Annotated in this window: 14 protein-coding genes; 10 read left to right on the forward strand and 4 right to left on the reverse strand. The window is 60.9% G+C overall.

The features are described from left to right. Positions 1–155 precede the first annotated feature (155 nt). Positions 156–1,832, forward strand: coding sequence for a cytochrome c oxidase subunit I (ctaD, locus tag JHX88_RS16925; protein ID WP_076524822.1), 1,677 nt, complete (start codon positions 156–158; stop codon positions 1,830–1,832). Then, the gene (locus tag JHX88_RS16930) at positions 1,832–2,329 is read left to right on the forward strand and encodes a DUF2244 domain-containing protein (RefSeq protein WP_076524824.1); all 498 of its coding nucleotides are present in this window, start codon (positions 1,832–1,834) and stop codon (positions 2,327–2,329) included. The genes ctaD and JHX88_RS16930 overlap by 1 nt, the downstream gene beginning before the upstream one ends. Before the next feature lie 15 nt (positions 2,330–2,344). Here JHX88_RS16930 and JHX88_RS16935 read toward each other — a convergent pair whose 3' ends face one another. From JHX88_RS16935 to JHX88_RS16945, 3 genes are read right to left on the reverse strand one after another with little or no spacing between them, the layout of a single operon-like run. Then, positions 2,345–2,992, reverse strand: a complete 648-nt coding sequence (locus JHX88_RS16935) for a CDP-alcohol phosphatidyltransferase family protein (protein ID WP_076524825.1) — start codon at positions 2,990–2,992, stop codon at positions 2,345–2,347. A 34-nt stretch (positions 2,993–3,026) separates the two neighbouring features. Further along, the gene (locus tag JHX88_RS16940; RefSeq protein WP_076524827.1) at positions 3,027–3,977 is read right to left on the reverse strand and encodes a phosphatidate cytidylyltransferase; all 951 of its coding nucleotides are present in this window, start codon (positions 3,975–3,977) and stop codon (positions 3,027–3,029) included. Continuing rightward, a complete protein-coding gene (locus tag JHX88_RS16945) occupies positions 3,977–4,921 on the reverse strand; it encodes a lysophospholipid acyltransferase family protein (RefSeq protein ID WP_336389902.1) in 945 nt (314 codons plus the stop codon). The genes JHX88_RS16940 and JHX88_RS16945 overlap by 1 nt, the downstream gene beginning before the upstream one ends. Positions 4,922–5,181: 260 nt before the next feature. On the opposite strand from JHX88_RS16945, the gene JHX88_RS16950 reads away from it, so the two are divergent. Genes JHX88_RS16950 through JHX88_RS16975 form a run of 6 tightly spaced genes read left to right on the forward strand, consistent with a single transcriptional unit; the run spans position 5,182 to position 11,764 of the window. Then, entirely contained in the window at positions 5,182–6,774 is a 1,593-nt protein-coding gene (locus JHX88_RS16950; protein WP_076524830.1) for an ABC transporter substrate-binding protein, read from the forward strand. 55 nt (positions 6,775–6,829) lie between these two features. Further along, positions 6,830–7,924, forward strand: a complete 1,095-nt coding sequence (locus JHX88_RS16955; RefSeq protein WP_076525015.1) for a M24 family metallopeptidase — start codon at positions 6,830–6,832, stop codon at positions 7,922–7,924. Then, positions 7,924–8,931 (forward strand): ABC transporter permease subunit, encoded by a 1,008-nt coding sequence (locus JHX88_RS16960; RefSeq protein ID WP_076524832.1) that lies wholly within the window; start codon positions 7,924–7,926, stop codon positions 8,929–8,931. Before JHX88_RS16955 ends, JHX88_RS16960 begins: the two co-directional genes overlap by 1 nt. Then, complete coding sequence (locus JHX88_RS16965; protein ID WP_076524834.1) at positions 8,931–9,833, forward strand: ABC transporter permease subunit; 903 nt, start codon at positions 8,931–8,933, stop codon at positions 9,831–9,833. The genes JHX88_RS16960 and JHX88_RS16965 overlap by 1 nt, the downstream gene beginning before the upstream one ends. 3 nt (positions 9,834–9,836) lie before the next feature. Further along, positions 9,837–10,814 carry an ABC transporter ATP-binding protein gene (locus tag JHX88_RS16970; RefSeq protein ID WP_076524836.1) on the forward strand — a complete coding sequence of 326 codons (978 nt, stop codon included), beginning with the start codon at positions 9,837–9,839 and terminating at the stop codon, positions 10,812–10,814. Then, positions 10,811–11,764 carry an ABC transporter ATP-binding protein gene (locus JHX88_RS16975; RefSeq protein WP_076524838.1) on the forward strand — a complete coding sequence of 318 codons (954 nt, stop codon included), beginning with the start codon at positions 10,811–10,813 and terminating at the stop codon, positions 11,762–11,764. The genes JHX88_RS16970 and JHX88_RS16975 overlap by 4 nt, the downstream gene beginning before the upstream one ends. Positions 11,765–12,096: 332 nt before the next feature. On the opposite strand, the gene JHX88_RS16980 is transcribed toward JHX88_RS16975, so the two are convergent. Then, complete coding sequence (locus JHX88_RS16980) at positions 12,097–12,561, reverse strand: GatB/YqeY domain-containing protein (protein WP_076524840.1); 465 nt, start codon at positions 12,559–12,561, stop codon at positions 12,097–12,099. Positions 12,562–12,741: 180 nt separating this feature from the next. Here JHX88_RS16980 and carA point away from each other — a divergent pair, with 180 nt between their 5' ends. Further along, entirely contained in the window at positions 12,742–13,890 is a 1,149-nt protein-coding gene (gene carA / locus JHX88_RS16985) for a glutamine-hydrolyzing carbamoyl-phosphate synthase small subunit (protein ID WP_076524842.1), read from the forward strand. Positions 13,891–14,132: 242 nt separating this feature from the next. Beyond that, a complete protein-coding gene (locus JHX88_RS16990; RefSeq protein ID WP_272848077.1) occupies positions 14,133–16,061 on the forward strand; it encodes a glycosyltransferase in 1,929 nt (642 codons plus the stop codon). Positions 16,062–16,063 lie beyond the last annotated feature (2 nt).

A 16,063-nucleotide genomic window follows, 5' to 3' on the forward strand; every position in this document is an offset into this window, starting at 1 on the left:
GGAAGGCCTCGCCCCCGCGGAATGTGATATTCTTGTGGGGGTATTCAATTTTTGGTCAGCGTAACGCATTGCCCGGTGCCGAAGGCTGGTCTAGAAGAACGCGAGACACCGCCGGTCGGCCAGACCGGCTCGACGATATCTGAGGGAGTTCGGGTATGGCAGACGCAGCCGCTCACGGCCACGAAGACCATCACGACCAGCGCGGGTTCTTCACCCGCTGGTTCATGTCCACCAACCACAAGGACATTGGCATCCTTTACCTTCTGACGGCCGCGGTGGTTGGCCTGATTTCGGTCTGTTTCACCGTCTACATGCGGATGGAACTGCAGCACCCCGGTGTGCAGTACATGTGCCAGGAAGGCGCGCGGTTCATCGCCGATTCGACGGCGGAATGCACGCCCAACGGTCATCTGTGGAACGTCATGATCACCTATCACGGGGTGCTGATGATGTTCTTCGTGGTGATTCCGGCGCTGTTCGGCGGTTTCGGCAACTATTTCATGCCGCTGCATATTGGCGCCCCGGACATGAGCTTTCCGCGGCTGAACAACCTCTCCTACTGGATGTATGTCGTGGGCGTCTGTCTCGGCATCGCCTCGCTTCTGGCACCGGGCGGCAACCAGCAACCGGGTTCCGGCGTGGGTTGGGTGCTGTATCCGCCGCTGTCCACGACCGAGGGCGGCTATTCGATGGACCTGGCGATCTTCGCCGTCCACGTCTCGGGCGCATCCTCGATCCTTGGCGCGATCAACATCATCACCACCTTCCTGAACATGCGCGCGCCCGGAATGACACTGTTCAAGGTGCCGCTCTTCGCCTGGTCGGTCTTCATCACCGCATGGCTGATCCTGCTGGCGCTGCCGGTTCTGGCCGGGGCCATTACCATGCTGCTGATGGACCGCAATTTCGGCACGGCGTTCTTCGATCCCGCCGGCGGCGGTGACCCGATCCTGTACCAGCATATCCTATGGTTCTTCGGTCATCCCGAGGTTTATATCATTGTTGTGCCCGGCTTCGGCATCATCAGCCATGTCATCGCGACCTTCTCGAAAAAGCCGGTTTTCGGCTACCTCCCGATGGTCCTGGCCATGGCCGCAATCGGTGTTCTGGGCTTCGTGGTCTGGGCGCACCACATGTATACGGTCGGCATGTCGCTGACCCAGCAAAGCTACTTCATGCTGGCAACCATGACCATCGCGGTGCCCACCGGCATCAAGGTCTTTTCGTGGATCGCGACGATGTGGGGCGGCTCGGTCGAGTTCAAGACGCCGATGCTCTGGGCCTTCGGCTTCCTGTTCCTGTTCACCGTCGGCGGCGTGACCGGCGTGGTGCTGTCGCAAGCGCCGCTGGATCGTGTCTATCACGACACTTATTACGTGGTGGCGCATTTCCACTATGTGATGTCGCTTGGCGCGGTCTTTGCGATCTTTGCCGGGATCTATTACTGGATCGGCAAGATGTCGGGCCGGCAATACCCCGAATGGGCAGGCAAGCTGCACTTCTGGATGATGTTCATCGGCGCGAACATTACCTTCTTCCCGCAGCACTTCCTGGGCCGTCAGGGCATGCCGCGCCGCTATATCGACTATCCGGTCGAATTTGCGTACTGGAACAATATCAGCTCGCTCGGGGCCTATCTGTCCTTCGCCTCTTTCCTGTTCTTCTTCGGCATCATGTTCTACACGCTGCGCTACGGGCAGCGGGTAAACGTGCCGAACTACTGGAACGAGCATGCCGATACTCTGGAATGGACACTGTCCTCGCCACCGCCCGAACATACGTTCGAGCAGCTGCCCAAGCGTTCGGATTGGGATCACGGCCACGCCCACTGATGCCTTATGAATGGCAAGACACGGCCCCGGAGGATTCCGGGGCCGTTTCACATCGGCTGGTCCTCTGGCCATATCGGTCCCTGCCCCGCCGAGGCTTCGTGTGGTTCATCGGAGCCACCGCCGCATTGATGGCGCTACCGCTGGCCGCATTGCTTGGAACATCCGCATTATGGGGTCTGCTGCCCTTCGCCCTTGTCGCGATCTGGGCCATCTGGACCGCCTTGCAGCGCAGTTATCGTAGCGGTGAAATCCGGGAGGAGTTGCGGTTGAACCGCGACATGTTGGAACTGTGGCGGCATGATCCGGGCCGGGCTGATCGCCAATGGCAGACCAATCCCTATTGGGTCCGGGTATCGCTATGGGATGACGGTCCCGTAGAGGAATACCTGACCCTGACCGACGGCCGGCGGGAAATCGAGCTGGGTGCCTTCCTGACCCCGGAAGAGCGGCGAGAGCTTTGTAACGAGATCAATCGACAGTTGGCGAGATTGCGATAACCACGCCTCGTCGCATCACATGCCCACCCCCTTCAGAAACCGCACCAACCTGACAGCCCGACGCAAGGCGGTCATACCCGCCCCGATCGCGATGACGGCAAGTGCGGCGGCAAGAATTTGGCCGCTGCTGTTCCAGAGAGGTTCGAACAGGGAAAGCAATGCGGCACCCGTGATCAGCGCCATCCGGTGCGGCTTGGCCATCGGCCCCGAAAAATCCGCTTTTGCGCCACAGTTCGAGCCCAGTTCGCGGGTATAGGCGGTAAGGAACGCCATGCTGACCGCAATCCACCCAAGGCCGGGCACGGCAGCGCCAATACCCGCCCCGACCAGGATGAACATGTCCGAGACCCGATCCGGGAATTCGTTCCAGAACGGGCCATCGGGCGCGCGCCTGCCCGCCTCGACCGCCACCATCCCGTCCAGCAGGTTGCATAACAGCCGGCTCTGGCAGAACCCAGCCGCCAGCAACAGCAGCAGGACACGCCCCCACCCCTCGGCCGATCCCGCAAGGCCAAAGCAAATTCCGGAAAGCAGGGCCACGACCATCCCAGCCCCGGAAATCTGGTTGGGAGTCACCGATGTCGCGGTCAACCTGCGTGTAAGCGCCGCCGCCCATGCGGTTTGTCGGCTGGCCAAGGGCCTGCGTTGATCGGGTTCGGTCATATCGAATACCTCCGGTGCCCGGATACGGGGATCGTCACGTCAAAGACCAGAAATAGCGTGTCAGATGGAAAAATATCGGGGCCGAGAACACCACCGAATCCAGCCGGTCGATAAAGCCGCCATGTCCCGCGATGGCGTGCCCCCAATCCTTGACACCGCGATCGCGCTTGATTGCCGACATGACCAGCCCCCCGAGAAAACCGAACAGCGTGATGATCGCCCCCATCAGCCCCGCTTGCCACGGATTGAATGGGGTCATCCACCACAGCCCGGCGGCCAACAACGTGGCAGACCCGGCTCCACCCAGAAACCCCTCGATGGTTTTCGAGGGCGACAGGGAGGGCGCGATCTTGTGCCGCCCGATCAGCTTGCCCCAAATATATTGCAGCACATCACTCATCTGCACGACGATCACCAGGAAGGCGATCAGCAGCAGGTTCCGCCCCTCGTAGCCCGGTATCGTCAGGTTCAGCAGAGCCGGCACATGCGAAGCGCAGAAGACACAGATCATCAGTGCCCATTGCATCTCGGCGACACGGATAAGGAAGTTGCGGCTCTCTCCCCGCAAGGCCGACATGATCGGCAAGAGCAGGAAGACATAGACCGGGATGAATACCGCAAAGATGCCGTATAGCTCTGCCCAGACAAGATAGTACTGGCCCGGCAGCACGATAAAGAAGACGCCGACCAGGGACCAGTGATCGGCTCGCGTGGCATTTGTCAGCGTCATGAATTCCCGCAAGGCCGCGAATGAGCACAGGGCGAACAGCAACATGACCCCCATGCGCCCGCCCAGAAACGCCAATGCCAATGCGATGACCATGATCCACCAAGCGCGAATCCGGTCGTTCAGATTATCGATCGCGGCATTCCCACCCTCTGGCGAAAAGCGCAGCCGCAGGGTCCAACCGATCAGCGAGGCCAGAACCAGAACGCCTCCTACACCCATGAAAACGGTCAACAGATCGTCGCGCGCTTGCAGCATCAGTTGCCATCCTTTCTTGGGCGCAGGTTCAGCAGGGCATCGCGGCTACGGGCAAGAAACGCATCTTTCTCCTCAGCCGGCTTGATGCGCAGGGCCTCTCCGAAAATCACCTTGCACATCAATGGTACGGGAATAAAACTCCCTTTCGGCAACACCCTGTTCAAATTGTCTATCCAGACCGGAACCAGATCGATATCGGGGCGTGCCTTGGCAAGATGAAAAAGCCCGCTCTTGAAAGGCAGCAGTTCCGCGTCAGTCAGGTTGCGCGTTCCTTCGGGAAACAGGATCAGCGATGTGCCATCGTCAAGCGTTCCGGCCATGACCGACACGGGATCGGCGCTCTCCTCGCTGCGCTGCCGGTCGATCAGCACGGCGTTGAAGACATCCTTGCCGACAAAGCTGCGCAATCCGGTACCGCCCCAATAATCCACCCCCGCGACAGGCCGGGCCCCCTGCCGCAACGGCTCTGGCAGGACGGACCAGACAAGAATGAAATCGCCGTGACTTGCGTGATTAGCAAAATAGATGCGCTGACGCCGGTCGAGCGGATCGATACCCTGCCAAAGCGGCTGAACAGCCGTGACAAGGCGGGCAAACAAGGCGATGGCCCGTCCGGAACCGCGTGCCAATGCCTTGCGCAACAAGTTTCCGCCCCTCCGCGCCATCCCTTGCCTCTCCCCAGTTATGTCGACGGCAAAGCTAACGGTTGCGAGGACGGATGCAATCACCCATCCATCGGATTGCGCATCGTACCCGTCAGCCTGCTCGCAACAAAACAACCGGATGCCCAATTTCCACGCATCTTTAAGTCCCATCTTACCAATTGAAATTAATAAAAATTTTCCTTGACCACAAAGGTTTTTCTCTCTGTAATGTCCGCAACAGGGCAGAAAGCCTTTGGTAATCAGTCGTCGACAGGGTGGGAATGACGCGTCGTCCAGCAAGCCGCATCTTCATGGCAATTGGTCCGCGCATTCGCGCCGCGCGGCAGCATGTCCGATATGCACTTGCTGCCCGCGTTATTGGGACGGCTCCCGGATAATGCTATGATCTCCACATCCATCCCCGTCCCCGCATCTTGCGCCTCATGCAAAGAGCCACCGTCACCATGAACTGAACCCAGTTCACCCGGACAGGCCAGCATCGAAATGGCCGTCGCAAAGCGAGCAGAGCATCGGAACTGCCAGCCAACAAGGAGTTAGAAATGTCGTTGCAAAAGAAGATCGCCATCAGCGCCACCGCACTATTGCTTTGCGGGACCGCCGCCTCGGCCAAGACACTGGTCTATTGTTCGGAAGGCTCGCCCGAAGGGTTCGATCCGGCCTTGTTCACGGCGGGCACCACCTTTGATGCCTCGTCGCAGCCTGTCTACAGCCGCCTTGTCGAGTTCGAGACCGGCACCACCAAGGTCATTCCCGGCCTGGCCGAAAGCTGGGAGGTGTCGGAAGACGGGCTGGAATATACCTTCCATCTGCGTGAAGGCGTCGAGTTCCACTCCAATGACAGTTTCACCCCGTCGCGCGACTTCAATGCGGATGACGTAATCTTCACCTTCGACCGCCAGCGGCTGGAGGATCATCCTTATCACCAAGTCTCGGGGGGCACCTGGGAATATTTCAACGGCATGTCGATGCCCGACCTGATCAAGGAGATCGTGAAGGTTGACGATTATACCGTGAAATTCGTGCTGAACCGCCCCGAGGCGCCGATGGTCGCGAATCTCGCCATGGATTTCGCCTCGATCCAGTCGAAGGAATATGCCGACCAGATGATGGAGGCCGGCACGCCGGAAATGCTGAACCAGGCCCCTGTCGGCACAGGGCCGTTCCAGTTCGTCGCCTATCAGAAGGATGCGGTCATCCGCTACAAGGCCAACCCCGATTACTGGCGCGGCAAGGCCGCCATCGACGATCTGATCTTTGCCATCACCCCCGACGCCTCGGTCCGCTACCAGAAGCTGAAGGCCGGGGAATGCCATGTCATGCCCTACCCGAATCCTGCCGATATCGAGGCGATGAAGGCCGATGCCGATATCGACATGCTCGAACAGGAAGGGCTGAATGTCGGTTACCTGGCCTATAACACGCAGATGGAGCCCTTCGACGATCCCAAGGTCCGCAAGGCGCTGAACATGGCGATCAACAAGGAAGCCATCATCGACGTGGTCTTCCAGGGCGCCGGCACCGCGGCCAAGAACCCGGTTCCGCCGACCATGTGGTCCTATAACGATGCGGTCGAGGACGACAGCTATGACCCCGAGGCCGCCAAGGCCATGCTGGACGAGGCCGGGGTCACCGATCTGTCGATGAAGATCTGGGCGATGCCGGTGCAGCGTCCCTACAATCCCAATGCCCGCCGCATGGCAGAACTGATCCAGGCCGATTTCGGCGAAGTGGGCGTTGATGTCGAGATCGTCTCGTATGAATGGGGCGAGTATCTTGAACGTTCGAAAGAGACGGATCGCGACGGTGCCGTGCTTCTGGGCTGGACCGGCGATAATGGCGATCCGGACAATTTCCTGGCCACCTTGCTGGGCTGTGACGCAGTTGGCGGTGCGAACCGTGCGCAATGGTGTCATGAGCCCTTCGAAGAGCTGATCCAGAAGGCCAAGGTTTCTTCCGATCAGGACGAGCGCACCAGGCTTTACGAAGACGCCCAAACCGTCTTCAAGGAACAGGCGCCATGGGCCACGATAGCTCATTCGGTGGTCTACAAACCGGTGCGCAAGGAAGTGACCGGATTCAAGGTTCATCCGCTCGGCACCCATATCTTCTACGGCGTCGATATCGCCGAGTAAGCTTTGGTCATGAGGGGCGCGCCTTCATGCGCCTCTCATGATCAGGTGCCTGATCATGCCAGATAGATACACAGATTTCCGCCGCATCGCGGCCGAACTGGGAACTGATGCGGTCGCTTTGGTTCCCGGCGCTAATTTCACACGCCTCTACGGGCATGTGTTCATGAGCAACGAACGTCCATTGGTGGTGGTGATCCCCGTCGAGGGCGATCCCGCTGCCATCGTGCCAAACCTGGAACTGTCCAGTTTTGCCGCCCTTGATTTCGAGGGCGAGGTTTTCGACTGGCGCGATCAGACGGGCTATGACGAAGCCTTCGCTGCACTGGCCGCACGCCTGCCCTTGCGCTCGGTCGCAGTAGAGGGGCAATCCATGCGCGTGTTCATCGAACTCGCGTTGCGCAACGCCTGGCCCGGCCTTGGCATCGTGGACGGCGAGGCCCGGATCACCGGCCTCAGATATCGCAAGACCCCGGACGAGATCGCCGCGATGGAGCGCGCCATCGCCATATCCGAGGCGGCATTGGGCGAGACTCTGGACCAGGTGCGCATCGGGCAAACCGAAAAACATGTCGAGCGGATCCTGATCCAGGCGTTGTTCGCCCATGGCGCGGAAGAGCAGGCTTTCGGGGCGCTGGTCGCCGCCGGGGCGCATAGCGCGGCCTCTCATGCCCATGCGCGCGACGATTACGCGCTACGGGCAGGCGATCCGCTGCTGATCGATTTCGGCGCGCGTTGGGGCGGGCTTTGCGCCGATATCACCCGCACCGCCTTTGTCGGGCATGTCACCGACGAGGCGGCTTCGGTCTATGAAACCGTGCTGGCGGCCAATCGGCGCGGACACGAGATCGCCGCGCCGGGCGTGACCGCGCATGAGGTCGATGACGCGGTGATTTCGGTGCTGGAGGCATCCCCCTATGCCGACCGGATCCGAACCAAGACCGGGCACGGGCTGGGCCGCGATGTCCACGAGGCACCTTATGTCATGCGCGGCAATCATCAGCGGCTGGAACCGGGCGTGGTCTTTACCAATGAACCGGGCCTCTACCAGACCGGGGGCTTCGGTATCCGTATCGAGGACGATGTGCTGATCACCGATTCCGGCAACCGCTCCCTGACGACATTCCCCCGAGATATCAGGATCGTAGGCTGATGCTGAAATTCATCCTTTCGCGGCTGCTGACCTTCCTGCCTACCTTTTTCGGGGTAACGCTGATCTCATTCGCCTTCATCCGCCTTTTGCCCGGCGACCCGATCACCGTTCTGGCGGGCGAACGCGGCATCTCGGCCGAGCGCCATGCCGAGTTGATGAAGGAATTCGGCTTCGACCAACCGATCCTGCTTCAGTACTGGGAGTACCTCAAGGGCGTGATGCAGGGCGATCTCGGGCAGAGCCTGGTCACCAAGAAACCGGTCTGGGACGAGTTCTTCACGCTGTTTCCCGCCACGCTGGAACTGTCGGTCTGCGCGATCATCCTTGCCGTAGCCCTGGGTCTGCCCGCAGGCGTGATCGCGGCGGTGAACAGGGGCAAGTTCTTTGACCGGCTGCTGATGTCCACGGCGCTGGTCGGCTATTCGATGCCAATCTTCTGGTGGGCGCTTCTGTTGATCATCGCCTTTTCCGGCTGGCTTGGCTGGACTCCGGTCTCGGGGCGTATCAGCCTGATGTATTATTTCGACGGCGGCACCGGCTTCATGCTGATCGACTCGCTCAGGTCTGGGCAGGACGGCGCCTTCTGGTCGGCGGTTCACCACCTCATCCTTCCAACCATCGTCCTCAGCACCATCCCGCTGGCGGTGATCGCGAGGCAAACCCGCTCGGCCATGCTCGAAGTGCTGTCCGAGGATTACATCCGCACCGCCCGCGCCAAGGGGCTTGCACCGCTGCGGGTGAACGGGCTGCACGCCCTGCGCAACGCGCTGATCCCGGTGATCACGGTCATCGGCCTGTCGGTCGGCACCCTGCTGGCCGGGGCAATCCTGACCGAGACGATCTTTTCCTGGCCCGGCATCGGCAAATGGATGGTCGATTCGATCTTCCGCCGGGATTACCCGGTCGTGCAGGGAGGCCTGCTGTTGATCGCCGTGATGGTGATGATCGTGAACCTGATCGTGGATATGCTCTACGGTTTCATCAACCCCAAGATCCGGAAACGCTGATGACCGAAACGAGCGATACAGCATCCCAAGCCACCGACCGTCCGGGGCCGCTCCGCGAGTTCTGGCATTACTTCCGCGAGAACCGGGGGGCGGTCATGGGCCTCTGGGTCTTTGTCGGCTTCATCCTCGTCGCCCTGTTCGCGGATCTGATCGCGCCATACGATCCGACCTCGCAGTTCCGCCAGAACCTGCTGCAACCACCCTTCTGGCAAGAAGGCGGCAGTATCGCCTTCCCCCTGGGAACGGATGCGCTTGGGCGGGATATGCTGTCGAGATTGCTGCATGGGGCGCGTTACTCCTTTTATGTCGGAATCGTGGTGGTCACGGTGGCGGCCTCGGGCGGAATCGTGATCGGGCTGATCGCCGGTTTCGCGCCGCGCTGGCTCGATACGATCATCATGCGGATCATGGATATCATCCTTGCCTTTCCGTCACTTCTGCTGGCACTGGTGCTAGTGGCAATCCTCGGTCCCTCCCTGACCAATGCCATGATCGCCATCGCCATCGTCCTGCAGCCCCATTACGTCCGCCTGACCCGCGCCAGTGTGCTGTCCGAACGCACCAAGGACTACGTGACCGCTGCCCGCGTGGCGGGTGCGGGCAGGCTGCGGCTGATGTTCCTTACCGTGCTGCCCAATTGCCTGTCGCCGATCATCGTGCAGGCGGCGCTGTCCTTCTCGACCGCCATCCTGGATGCGGCGGCCCTGGGCTTTCTGGGCATGGGCGCGCAGCCGCCGACGCCCGAATGGGGCACCATGCTGGCCGAAGCACGCGAATTCATCCTGCGCGCATGGTGGGTGGTGACCTTCCCCGGCCTTGCCATCCTGTTCACGGTGCTGGCCATCAACCTGATGGGTGACGGGCTACGCGATGCACTCGATCCGAAACTGAAGCGGAGCTGATCCATGCCCCTGCTTGAAATCCGCAACCTCTCGGTCGATTTCGTCACTTCCTCGGGGCAGTTCCGGGCAGTGGACGGAGTCGATGTGTCTGTCGATAATGGCGAGTTGCTTGCCATCGTCGGTGAAAGCGGCTCGGGCAAATCCGTGTCGATGCTGGCGATGATGGGCCTGCTGCCATGGACGGCGACGATCACCGCCGATGTCATGCGCTTCGACGGCCATGACCTGCACGCACTCAGCCCGCGGCAGCGGCGCCGGATCATCGGCAAGGACATGGCGATGATCTTCCAGGAGCCAATGTCATCGCTCAATCCCTGCTTCACCACCGGCTTCCAGCTCAAGGAGGCGCTGCGCCTGCATCTCGGCCTTGATCGCAAGGCCCGCCACCGGCGCGCGGTTGAGCTGTTCGAGATGGTCGGCATCCCCGCACCCGAAGAGCGGCTGAAGGTCTTCCCGCACCAGATGTCGGGCGGGATGAACCAGCGGGTCATGATCGCCATGGCCATTGCCTGCGGCCCCAAACTGCTGATCGCGGATGAGCCGACGACGGCGCTGGACGTGACGATCCAGGCACAAATCCTCGATCTTCTGACCGGATTGAGACGCGATAGCGACATGGCCCTGATCCTGATCACCCATGACATGGGCGTGGTGGCCGAAACGGCCGAGCGGGTATCGGTGCAATATGCCGGCCAGAAAGTCGAGGAACAGAAGGTCATCGACCTGTTCGAGACACCGCATCACCCCTATACCGCCGCCCTGCTGGCTGCCCTGCCAGAACGCGCCACCTCGCGCCATCTACCGACCATTCCGGGCGTCGTGCCGGGACAATTCGACCGGCCGAAAGGCTGCCTGTTCAGCCCTCGCTGCAAATTTGCCGATGAACGTTGCAGGATCGAGCCTCCGGCACCCATGGGGCCCGAACTCGGCCTTGCCCGCTGTCACTATCCCCTCAATACCAAGACGGAGGTTTCGGCATGAATGCCCCTGTGGTCAAGGCGGATAACCTGTCGCGCCATTACGAGGTCAAGGGTGGGCTTTTCTCCGGTCCGCGGATCTTGCGTGCGGTTTCGGACACGAGCTTCGAATTGCAGCCGGGAAAGACGCTGGCAGTGGTCGGGGAATCCGGCTGCGGTAAATCCACCCTCGCCCGGTTGATCACGATGATCGAGGAACCGACCTCGGGCAACTTCACGATCGGCGGAATCGATGCCAACCCGGCCAACCTCAAGCAGTTGCGCACCGATGTGCAGATCGTGTTCCAGAATCCCTATGGCTCGCTGAACCCACGCCAGAGGATCGGCGCCGTCCTGACAGAGCCGCTCAAGATAAACCGCCCCGACATCACGGCCGAGGAACGCTCTCGCCGTGCACGCGAGATGCTAGCGCTGGTGGGGTTGCGGCCCGAGCATTACGACCGCTATCCGCATATGTTCTCGGGCGGGCAGCGGCAGCGCATCGCGGTTGCCCGTGCGCTGATGCTGGAACCCAAGGTGCTGGTGCTGGACGAACCTGTCTCGGCGCTGGACCTGTCGATACAGAGCCAGATCCTGAACCTGCTGGTAGATCTGCAGGAGCGGCTCGGCCTTGCCTATCTGTTCATCAGTCACGACCTGTCGGTGGTCAAGCACATGGCCGACGACATCATCGTGATGTATCTGGGCCGGCCAGTCGAAATGGGCAGCAAGGACGCCATATTCGCACATCCCCGCCACCCATATACCAAGGCGCTGCTTTCGGCCACGCCCGTCGCGGATCCTCAGGGAAAACCCGATCGGATCAAGCTGGAAGGCGAATTGCCTTCGCCTTTGAACCTTCCCTCGGGCTGTGCATTCGCACCGCGCTGCTGGAAAGCACAAGAACGCTGCCGCAAGGAGAGGCCCGAACTCGGGGTAGTCGCAGACCGAGCCGCCTGCTTTTTTCCAGAATGACTTGCAACGCCTCGATTGTTCATCGGCCCCCGAACGCATCTATCGATTGTCATCGAATGTCTCGTCGAGAAGTGCATCGCACTCCGCTGGAACTACCCTAACCGGTAGCGTTCATTCCAAGCCCGACGGCATCGGATGCCATAGAAGCAGTACTCGCCTCTCCAAAGACCACTTCAAGGCGGGTTAGGCCCTTCTTCTTCCTGAAAATATCCCACGGGATCGCCGGCGGGTCGCGCCACTGGTTCGAGAGATCTGCCGGCGACGGGGTGTGAAACCCCCAGCCATAGCGGGACGCAAAATCCGGCCACAGACAGGGTGGCGCCGTTCCGGCATCAATGCAGCAGGCGTTTCTTGACCATTGCGCCGACCGCTCCGAAGTCCATCTGCCCGGCATGGCGCGCACGCAATTCAGCCATCACGCGGCCCATGTCGCGGATGCTGGATGCGCCCAGGTCCGATACCACGGCATCCACGGCCTGCGCGATTTCCGCATCGTCCAATTGACGCGGCAGGAATTCCTGCACGACCTTGATCTCGTCTTCCTCTTTCTGCGCAAGCTCCAGACGCCCCCCCTCTTCATAGGCCTTGGCCGATTCCTGGCTTTGCTTGACCATCTTCGACAGGATCGCGATCAGATCGGCATCGCTCAACCCGGCCTCGTCGCCGCCTTCTCCGCGTGCGGCAATCTCCCTGTCCTTGATGGCGGCGGAAATCAGGCGCAGCGTCGACAGCCGTGCATTGTCCTTGGACTTCATCGCTTCTTTGGTGGCAGCTTGCAATTTGGCTCGCAGGTCCATGATCGTCTCCCGGGATAAACCCATAGGCCTTGGCCCCTGGCCGGGGCAGGCGGAAAGATGGCGATCTAGGCAAAGAGTGCGCAAAATTCAAGCTGTCATCGCCGTCAAAAGGGACGCCAGCGCTTGACCTCGGGCGCTGCCCCCCCTATTCACCGGCTGATTCATGACAGAGGTGCCGACATGGCCACAAAACCCACCGCCTGCCTTGTGCTTGCCGACGGGACCGTTTTCTACGGTCGAGGCTTCGGGGCCACCGGCGAGGTCGTGGCAGAACTCGTCTTCAACACGGCGATGACCGGCTATCAGGAGATCATGACCGATCCGTCCTATGCTAGTCAGATAGTCACCTTCACCTTTCCCCATATCGGCAATACCGGGATCACGCCCGAGGATGACGAGGCGCAGGATCCGGTCGCAAGCGGTATCGTCGTGCACTGGGATCCGACGACACCCTCGAACTGGCGTTCGGCCGGTGAGTTGTGGAACTGGATGGAGCGGCGCGGCCGGATCGGCATTGGCGGCGTGGACACGAGGCGTCTGACCCGCGCGATCCGGCAGCAGGGTGCGCCGCATGTGGTGCTTGCCCACGATCCCGAAGGCGATTTCGATCTCGAGGCGATGATCGCCAAGGCCCGCGCCTGGAAGGGACTGGTGGGGCTCGATCTGGCCAAGGATGTCACTTGCGCGCAAAGCTATCACTGGAATGAAGGCAGCTGGGAATGGGGCGAGGGCTTCGGCACCAGCCCCGAGGACAAGCCCTTCAAGGTCGTGGCACTGGATTACGGCGCCAAGCGGAACATCCTGCGCTCTCTGGTCACGCATGGAGCGGATGTCACGGTCTTGCCCGCGACCGCCACCGCCGAAGAGGTGCTGGCGCATGAGCCCGAGGGGGTCTTCCTGTCGAACGGCCCGGGGGATCCTGCCGCCACCGGCAGCTATGCCGTGCCCATGATACAAGAGTTGCTGAACCGCGACATGCCGATCTTCGGCATTTGCCTGGGCCACCAGATGCTGGCACTGGCGCTGGGCGCGCAGACGGTCAAGATGGGCCATGGCCATCACGGTGCCAACCATCCGGTCCGCGACAACGAGACCGGCAAGGTCGAGATTACCTCGATGAATCACGGCTTCGCCGTCGATTCGCAGACTCTGCCCAAGAACGTTATCGAAACCCATGTCAGCCTGTTCGACGGCAGCAATTGCGGGGTCCGCGTCGCCAACAAGCCGGTCTTCTCGGTCCAGTATCATCCGGAAGCCGCTCCGGGGCCGCAGGACAGCATGTACCTGTTCCGCCGCTTCATCGATTCGATGCGTAGCCGCAGAACCTGATCTGCGGCTACGAGCGGCTTAACCCGATCTTAGCTGAAGCCGTGCGACGACGGGATGTTCCCGAAAGGACATCTCGTCTCATGGCCAGTCTTCATCATACGCCCCCGTTAGCCGACTCATCCGTCCCGAAGGATATATCCTCGGCAGAACCGCAAAGTTTTCCGACCCCAGCGATTTCTCTCGGGCAATGCCTCATCAATGACGGCGCGGTTGATCCGGCCCACCTGATGAAAGCCGCGGTGATGCGCCATCGACAGCATGCGTCGCTTGAGCGCATCCTGCTGATCAATGGCTGGGTCACAGCCGAAGCGCTGGCCCGGGCGCAATCCCGGCAGTGGCGCGTGGATGTGGTCGATCCGGATGACACACCCCCTGATCCACGCCTGATCGACATCGCCGGGGCCGGGTATTGCCTTGCCCATAACATTCTGCCGTTGCGTCGCATGGGCAACATGACGTGGATCGCCACCTGCGAGCCCGAGCGTTTCGAGAAGGTGATCGCCGAATTGCCCCCGGAACTCGGCAAGATACGCATGCTGTTATGCCGTGAAGACCAGATACAGACCGCCATACTCTCGCTTCGCCGAACCGAATTGATCCGCAGGGCCGAAGCCCGTGTTCCCGCCGGGGAAAGCTGCCGGACACGAAATCACCGGATGTTTGGATGGGTCTTTACTGCGGTCATGGCGGCATTGGCACTGGGTATCTGGCAAACCCCCTGGTCCACGCTGTTGGCATTGACGGCCATCTGCACATTCGGGCTGATCGCACAGACCGGGCTTAAGCTGATATGCTTCGTAAACGCATTGCAAGCCGCCCGGCATGAGCGACGACAGCTTGAATTACCTGCCAAGCATGAAGCCCGGCATCGGGATCAGGCCCTGCCCTTGCCGATCATATCGGTTCTGGTGCCGCTGTTTCAGGAAAGCGACGTGGCCAGATCCCTGGTCGAGCGTTTATCGCGCATCCGATATCCGCGAGAGCTCATGGATATCCTGATGGTCGTCGAAAGCAACGACAAGGTCACCAGGGATGCCTTGGCCGCGGCCCATCTGCCCCGCTGGATCCGGGTGATCGAGGTGCCGGACGGGCCCATCCGAACCAAACCCCGCGCGCTCAACTATGCGCTGAATTTTTGCAAAGGAAGCATTATCGGCATCTGGGACGCCGAAGATCGTCCCGATTCCGATCAACTGCACCATATCGCGCGGCATTTCCATATCGCGCCTCAAGAGGTCGGCTGCCTTCAGGGGGCACTGGACTACTACAACCCTCGCAGCAATTGGCTGGCTCGCTGCTTCACCATTGAATACGCCGCGTGGTTCCGTGTTCTTCTGCCTGCGATCGGACGCCTGGGCCTCGTGCTGCCCTTGGGCGGCACGACCTGTTTCTTCCGCCGCGAGGCACTCGAAGATGTCGATGCCTGGGACGCCTGGAATGTCACCGAGGACGCGGATCTGGGGGTGCGCCTTGCCCGGCGCGGCTGGCGGACGGAAATTATCGATACCACCACCGATGAAGAGGCCAATTGCCGCCCCCTGCCCTGGATCAGGCAGCGGTCCCGCTGGTTCAAGGGCTTTGCCATGACATGGGCGGTCCATATGCGATTTCCGAGACAATTGTGGCATGATCTCGGAACGTGGCGTTTCGTCGGGTTTCAGGTCCAGTTCCTGCTCATGTTGACCCAATATCTGCTTGCCCCGGCAGTCTGGGGCTTCTGGCTCTTGTGTATCGGATTATCCTATCCGCTTCGGGAACCGCTGGAGGCCATGTTCGGAGCCGCCGCGATACCTTTGTTTCTCGGGCTGCTGCTCGGTTCGGAAATGCTCAACATCGCTGTCGGGATGTTCGCGGTTCGCAAGCGGAAACATCGCCACCTGCGGCCATGGGTGCTGACGATGCAGGTATATTTCCCGTTGGCGTGGATCGCGAGCTGGAAGGCGATCCACGAAATGCTCAGGCGGCCGTTCTATTGGGACAAGACCGCGCATGGCATCTTTGCCGCCACCAATTCGGAGATCGCAGCGGAGGAATCGTCAGAGACGGTCACGCTTCCGGTTCTGGGGCATATCGGCAAGGAAACATCGGTGGAAGCGGCTGCCTCGGCCAAGATCGAGGATCGAACCGGTGCGGCAGTCAACCGCCCACCCCCCATGTCACGCGCCGGGTAGCC

The organism is Paracoccus saliphilus (assembly GCF_028553805.1).
Classification (GTDB): Bacteria; Pseudomonadota; Alphaproteobacteria; order Rhodobacterales; family Rhodobacteraceae; genus Paracoccus; species Paracoccus saliphilus.

Coding starts and splice junctions, on each gene's coding strand:
- JHX88_RS16970 (WP_076524836.1), top strand. CDS start 9,837: ATGCCCCTGCTTGAAATCCGCAACCTCTCGGTCGATTTCGTCACTTCC.
- JHX88_RS16990 (WP_272848077.1), top strand. CDS start 14,133: ATGCGCCATCGACAGCATGCGTCGCTTGAGCGCATCCTGCTGATCAAT.
- JHX88_RS16965 (WP_076524834.1), top strand. CDS start 8,931: ATGACCGAAACGAGCGATACAGCATCCCAAGCCACCGACCGTCCGGGG.
- JHX88_RS16955 (WP_076525015.1), top strand. CDS start 6,830: ATGCCAGATAGATACACAGATTTCCGCCGCATCGCGGCCGAACTGGGA.
- ctaD (WP_076524822.1), top strand. CDS start 156: ATGGCAGACGCAGCCGCTCACGGCCACGAAGACCATCACGACCAGCGC.
- JHX88_RS16980 (WP_076524840.1), bottom strand. CDS start 12,561: ATGGACCTGCGAGCCAAATTGCAAGCTGCCACCAAAGAAGCGATGAAG.
- JHX88_RS16940 (WP_076524827.1), bottom strand. CDS start 3,977: ATGCTGCAAGCGCGCGACGATCTGTTGACCGTTTTCATGGGTGTAGGA.
- JHX88_RS16950 (WP_076524830.1), top strand. CDS start 5,182: ATGTCGTTGCAAAAGAAGATCGCCATCAGCGCCACCGCACTATTGCTT.
- JHX88_RS16960 (WP_076524832.1), top strand. CDS start 7,924: ATGCTGAAATTCATCCTTTCGCGGCTGCTGACCTTCCTGCCTACCTTT.
- JHX88_RS16935 (WP_076524825.1), bottom strand. CDS start 2,992: ATGACCGAACCCGATCAACGCAGGCCCTTGGCCAGCCGACAAACCGCA.
- JHX88_RS16930 (WP_076524824.1), top strand. CDS start 1,832: ATGCCTTATGAATGGCAAGACACGGCCCCGGAGGATTCCGGGGCCGTT.
- carA (WP_076524842.1), top strand. CDS start 12,742: ATGGCCACAAAACCCACCGCCTGCCTTGTGCTTGCCGACGGGACCGTT.
- JHX88_RS16975 (WP_076524838.1), top strand. CDS start 10,811: ATGAATGCCCCTGTGGTCAAGGCGGATAACCTGTCGCGCCATTACGAG.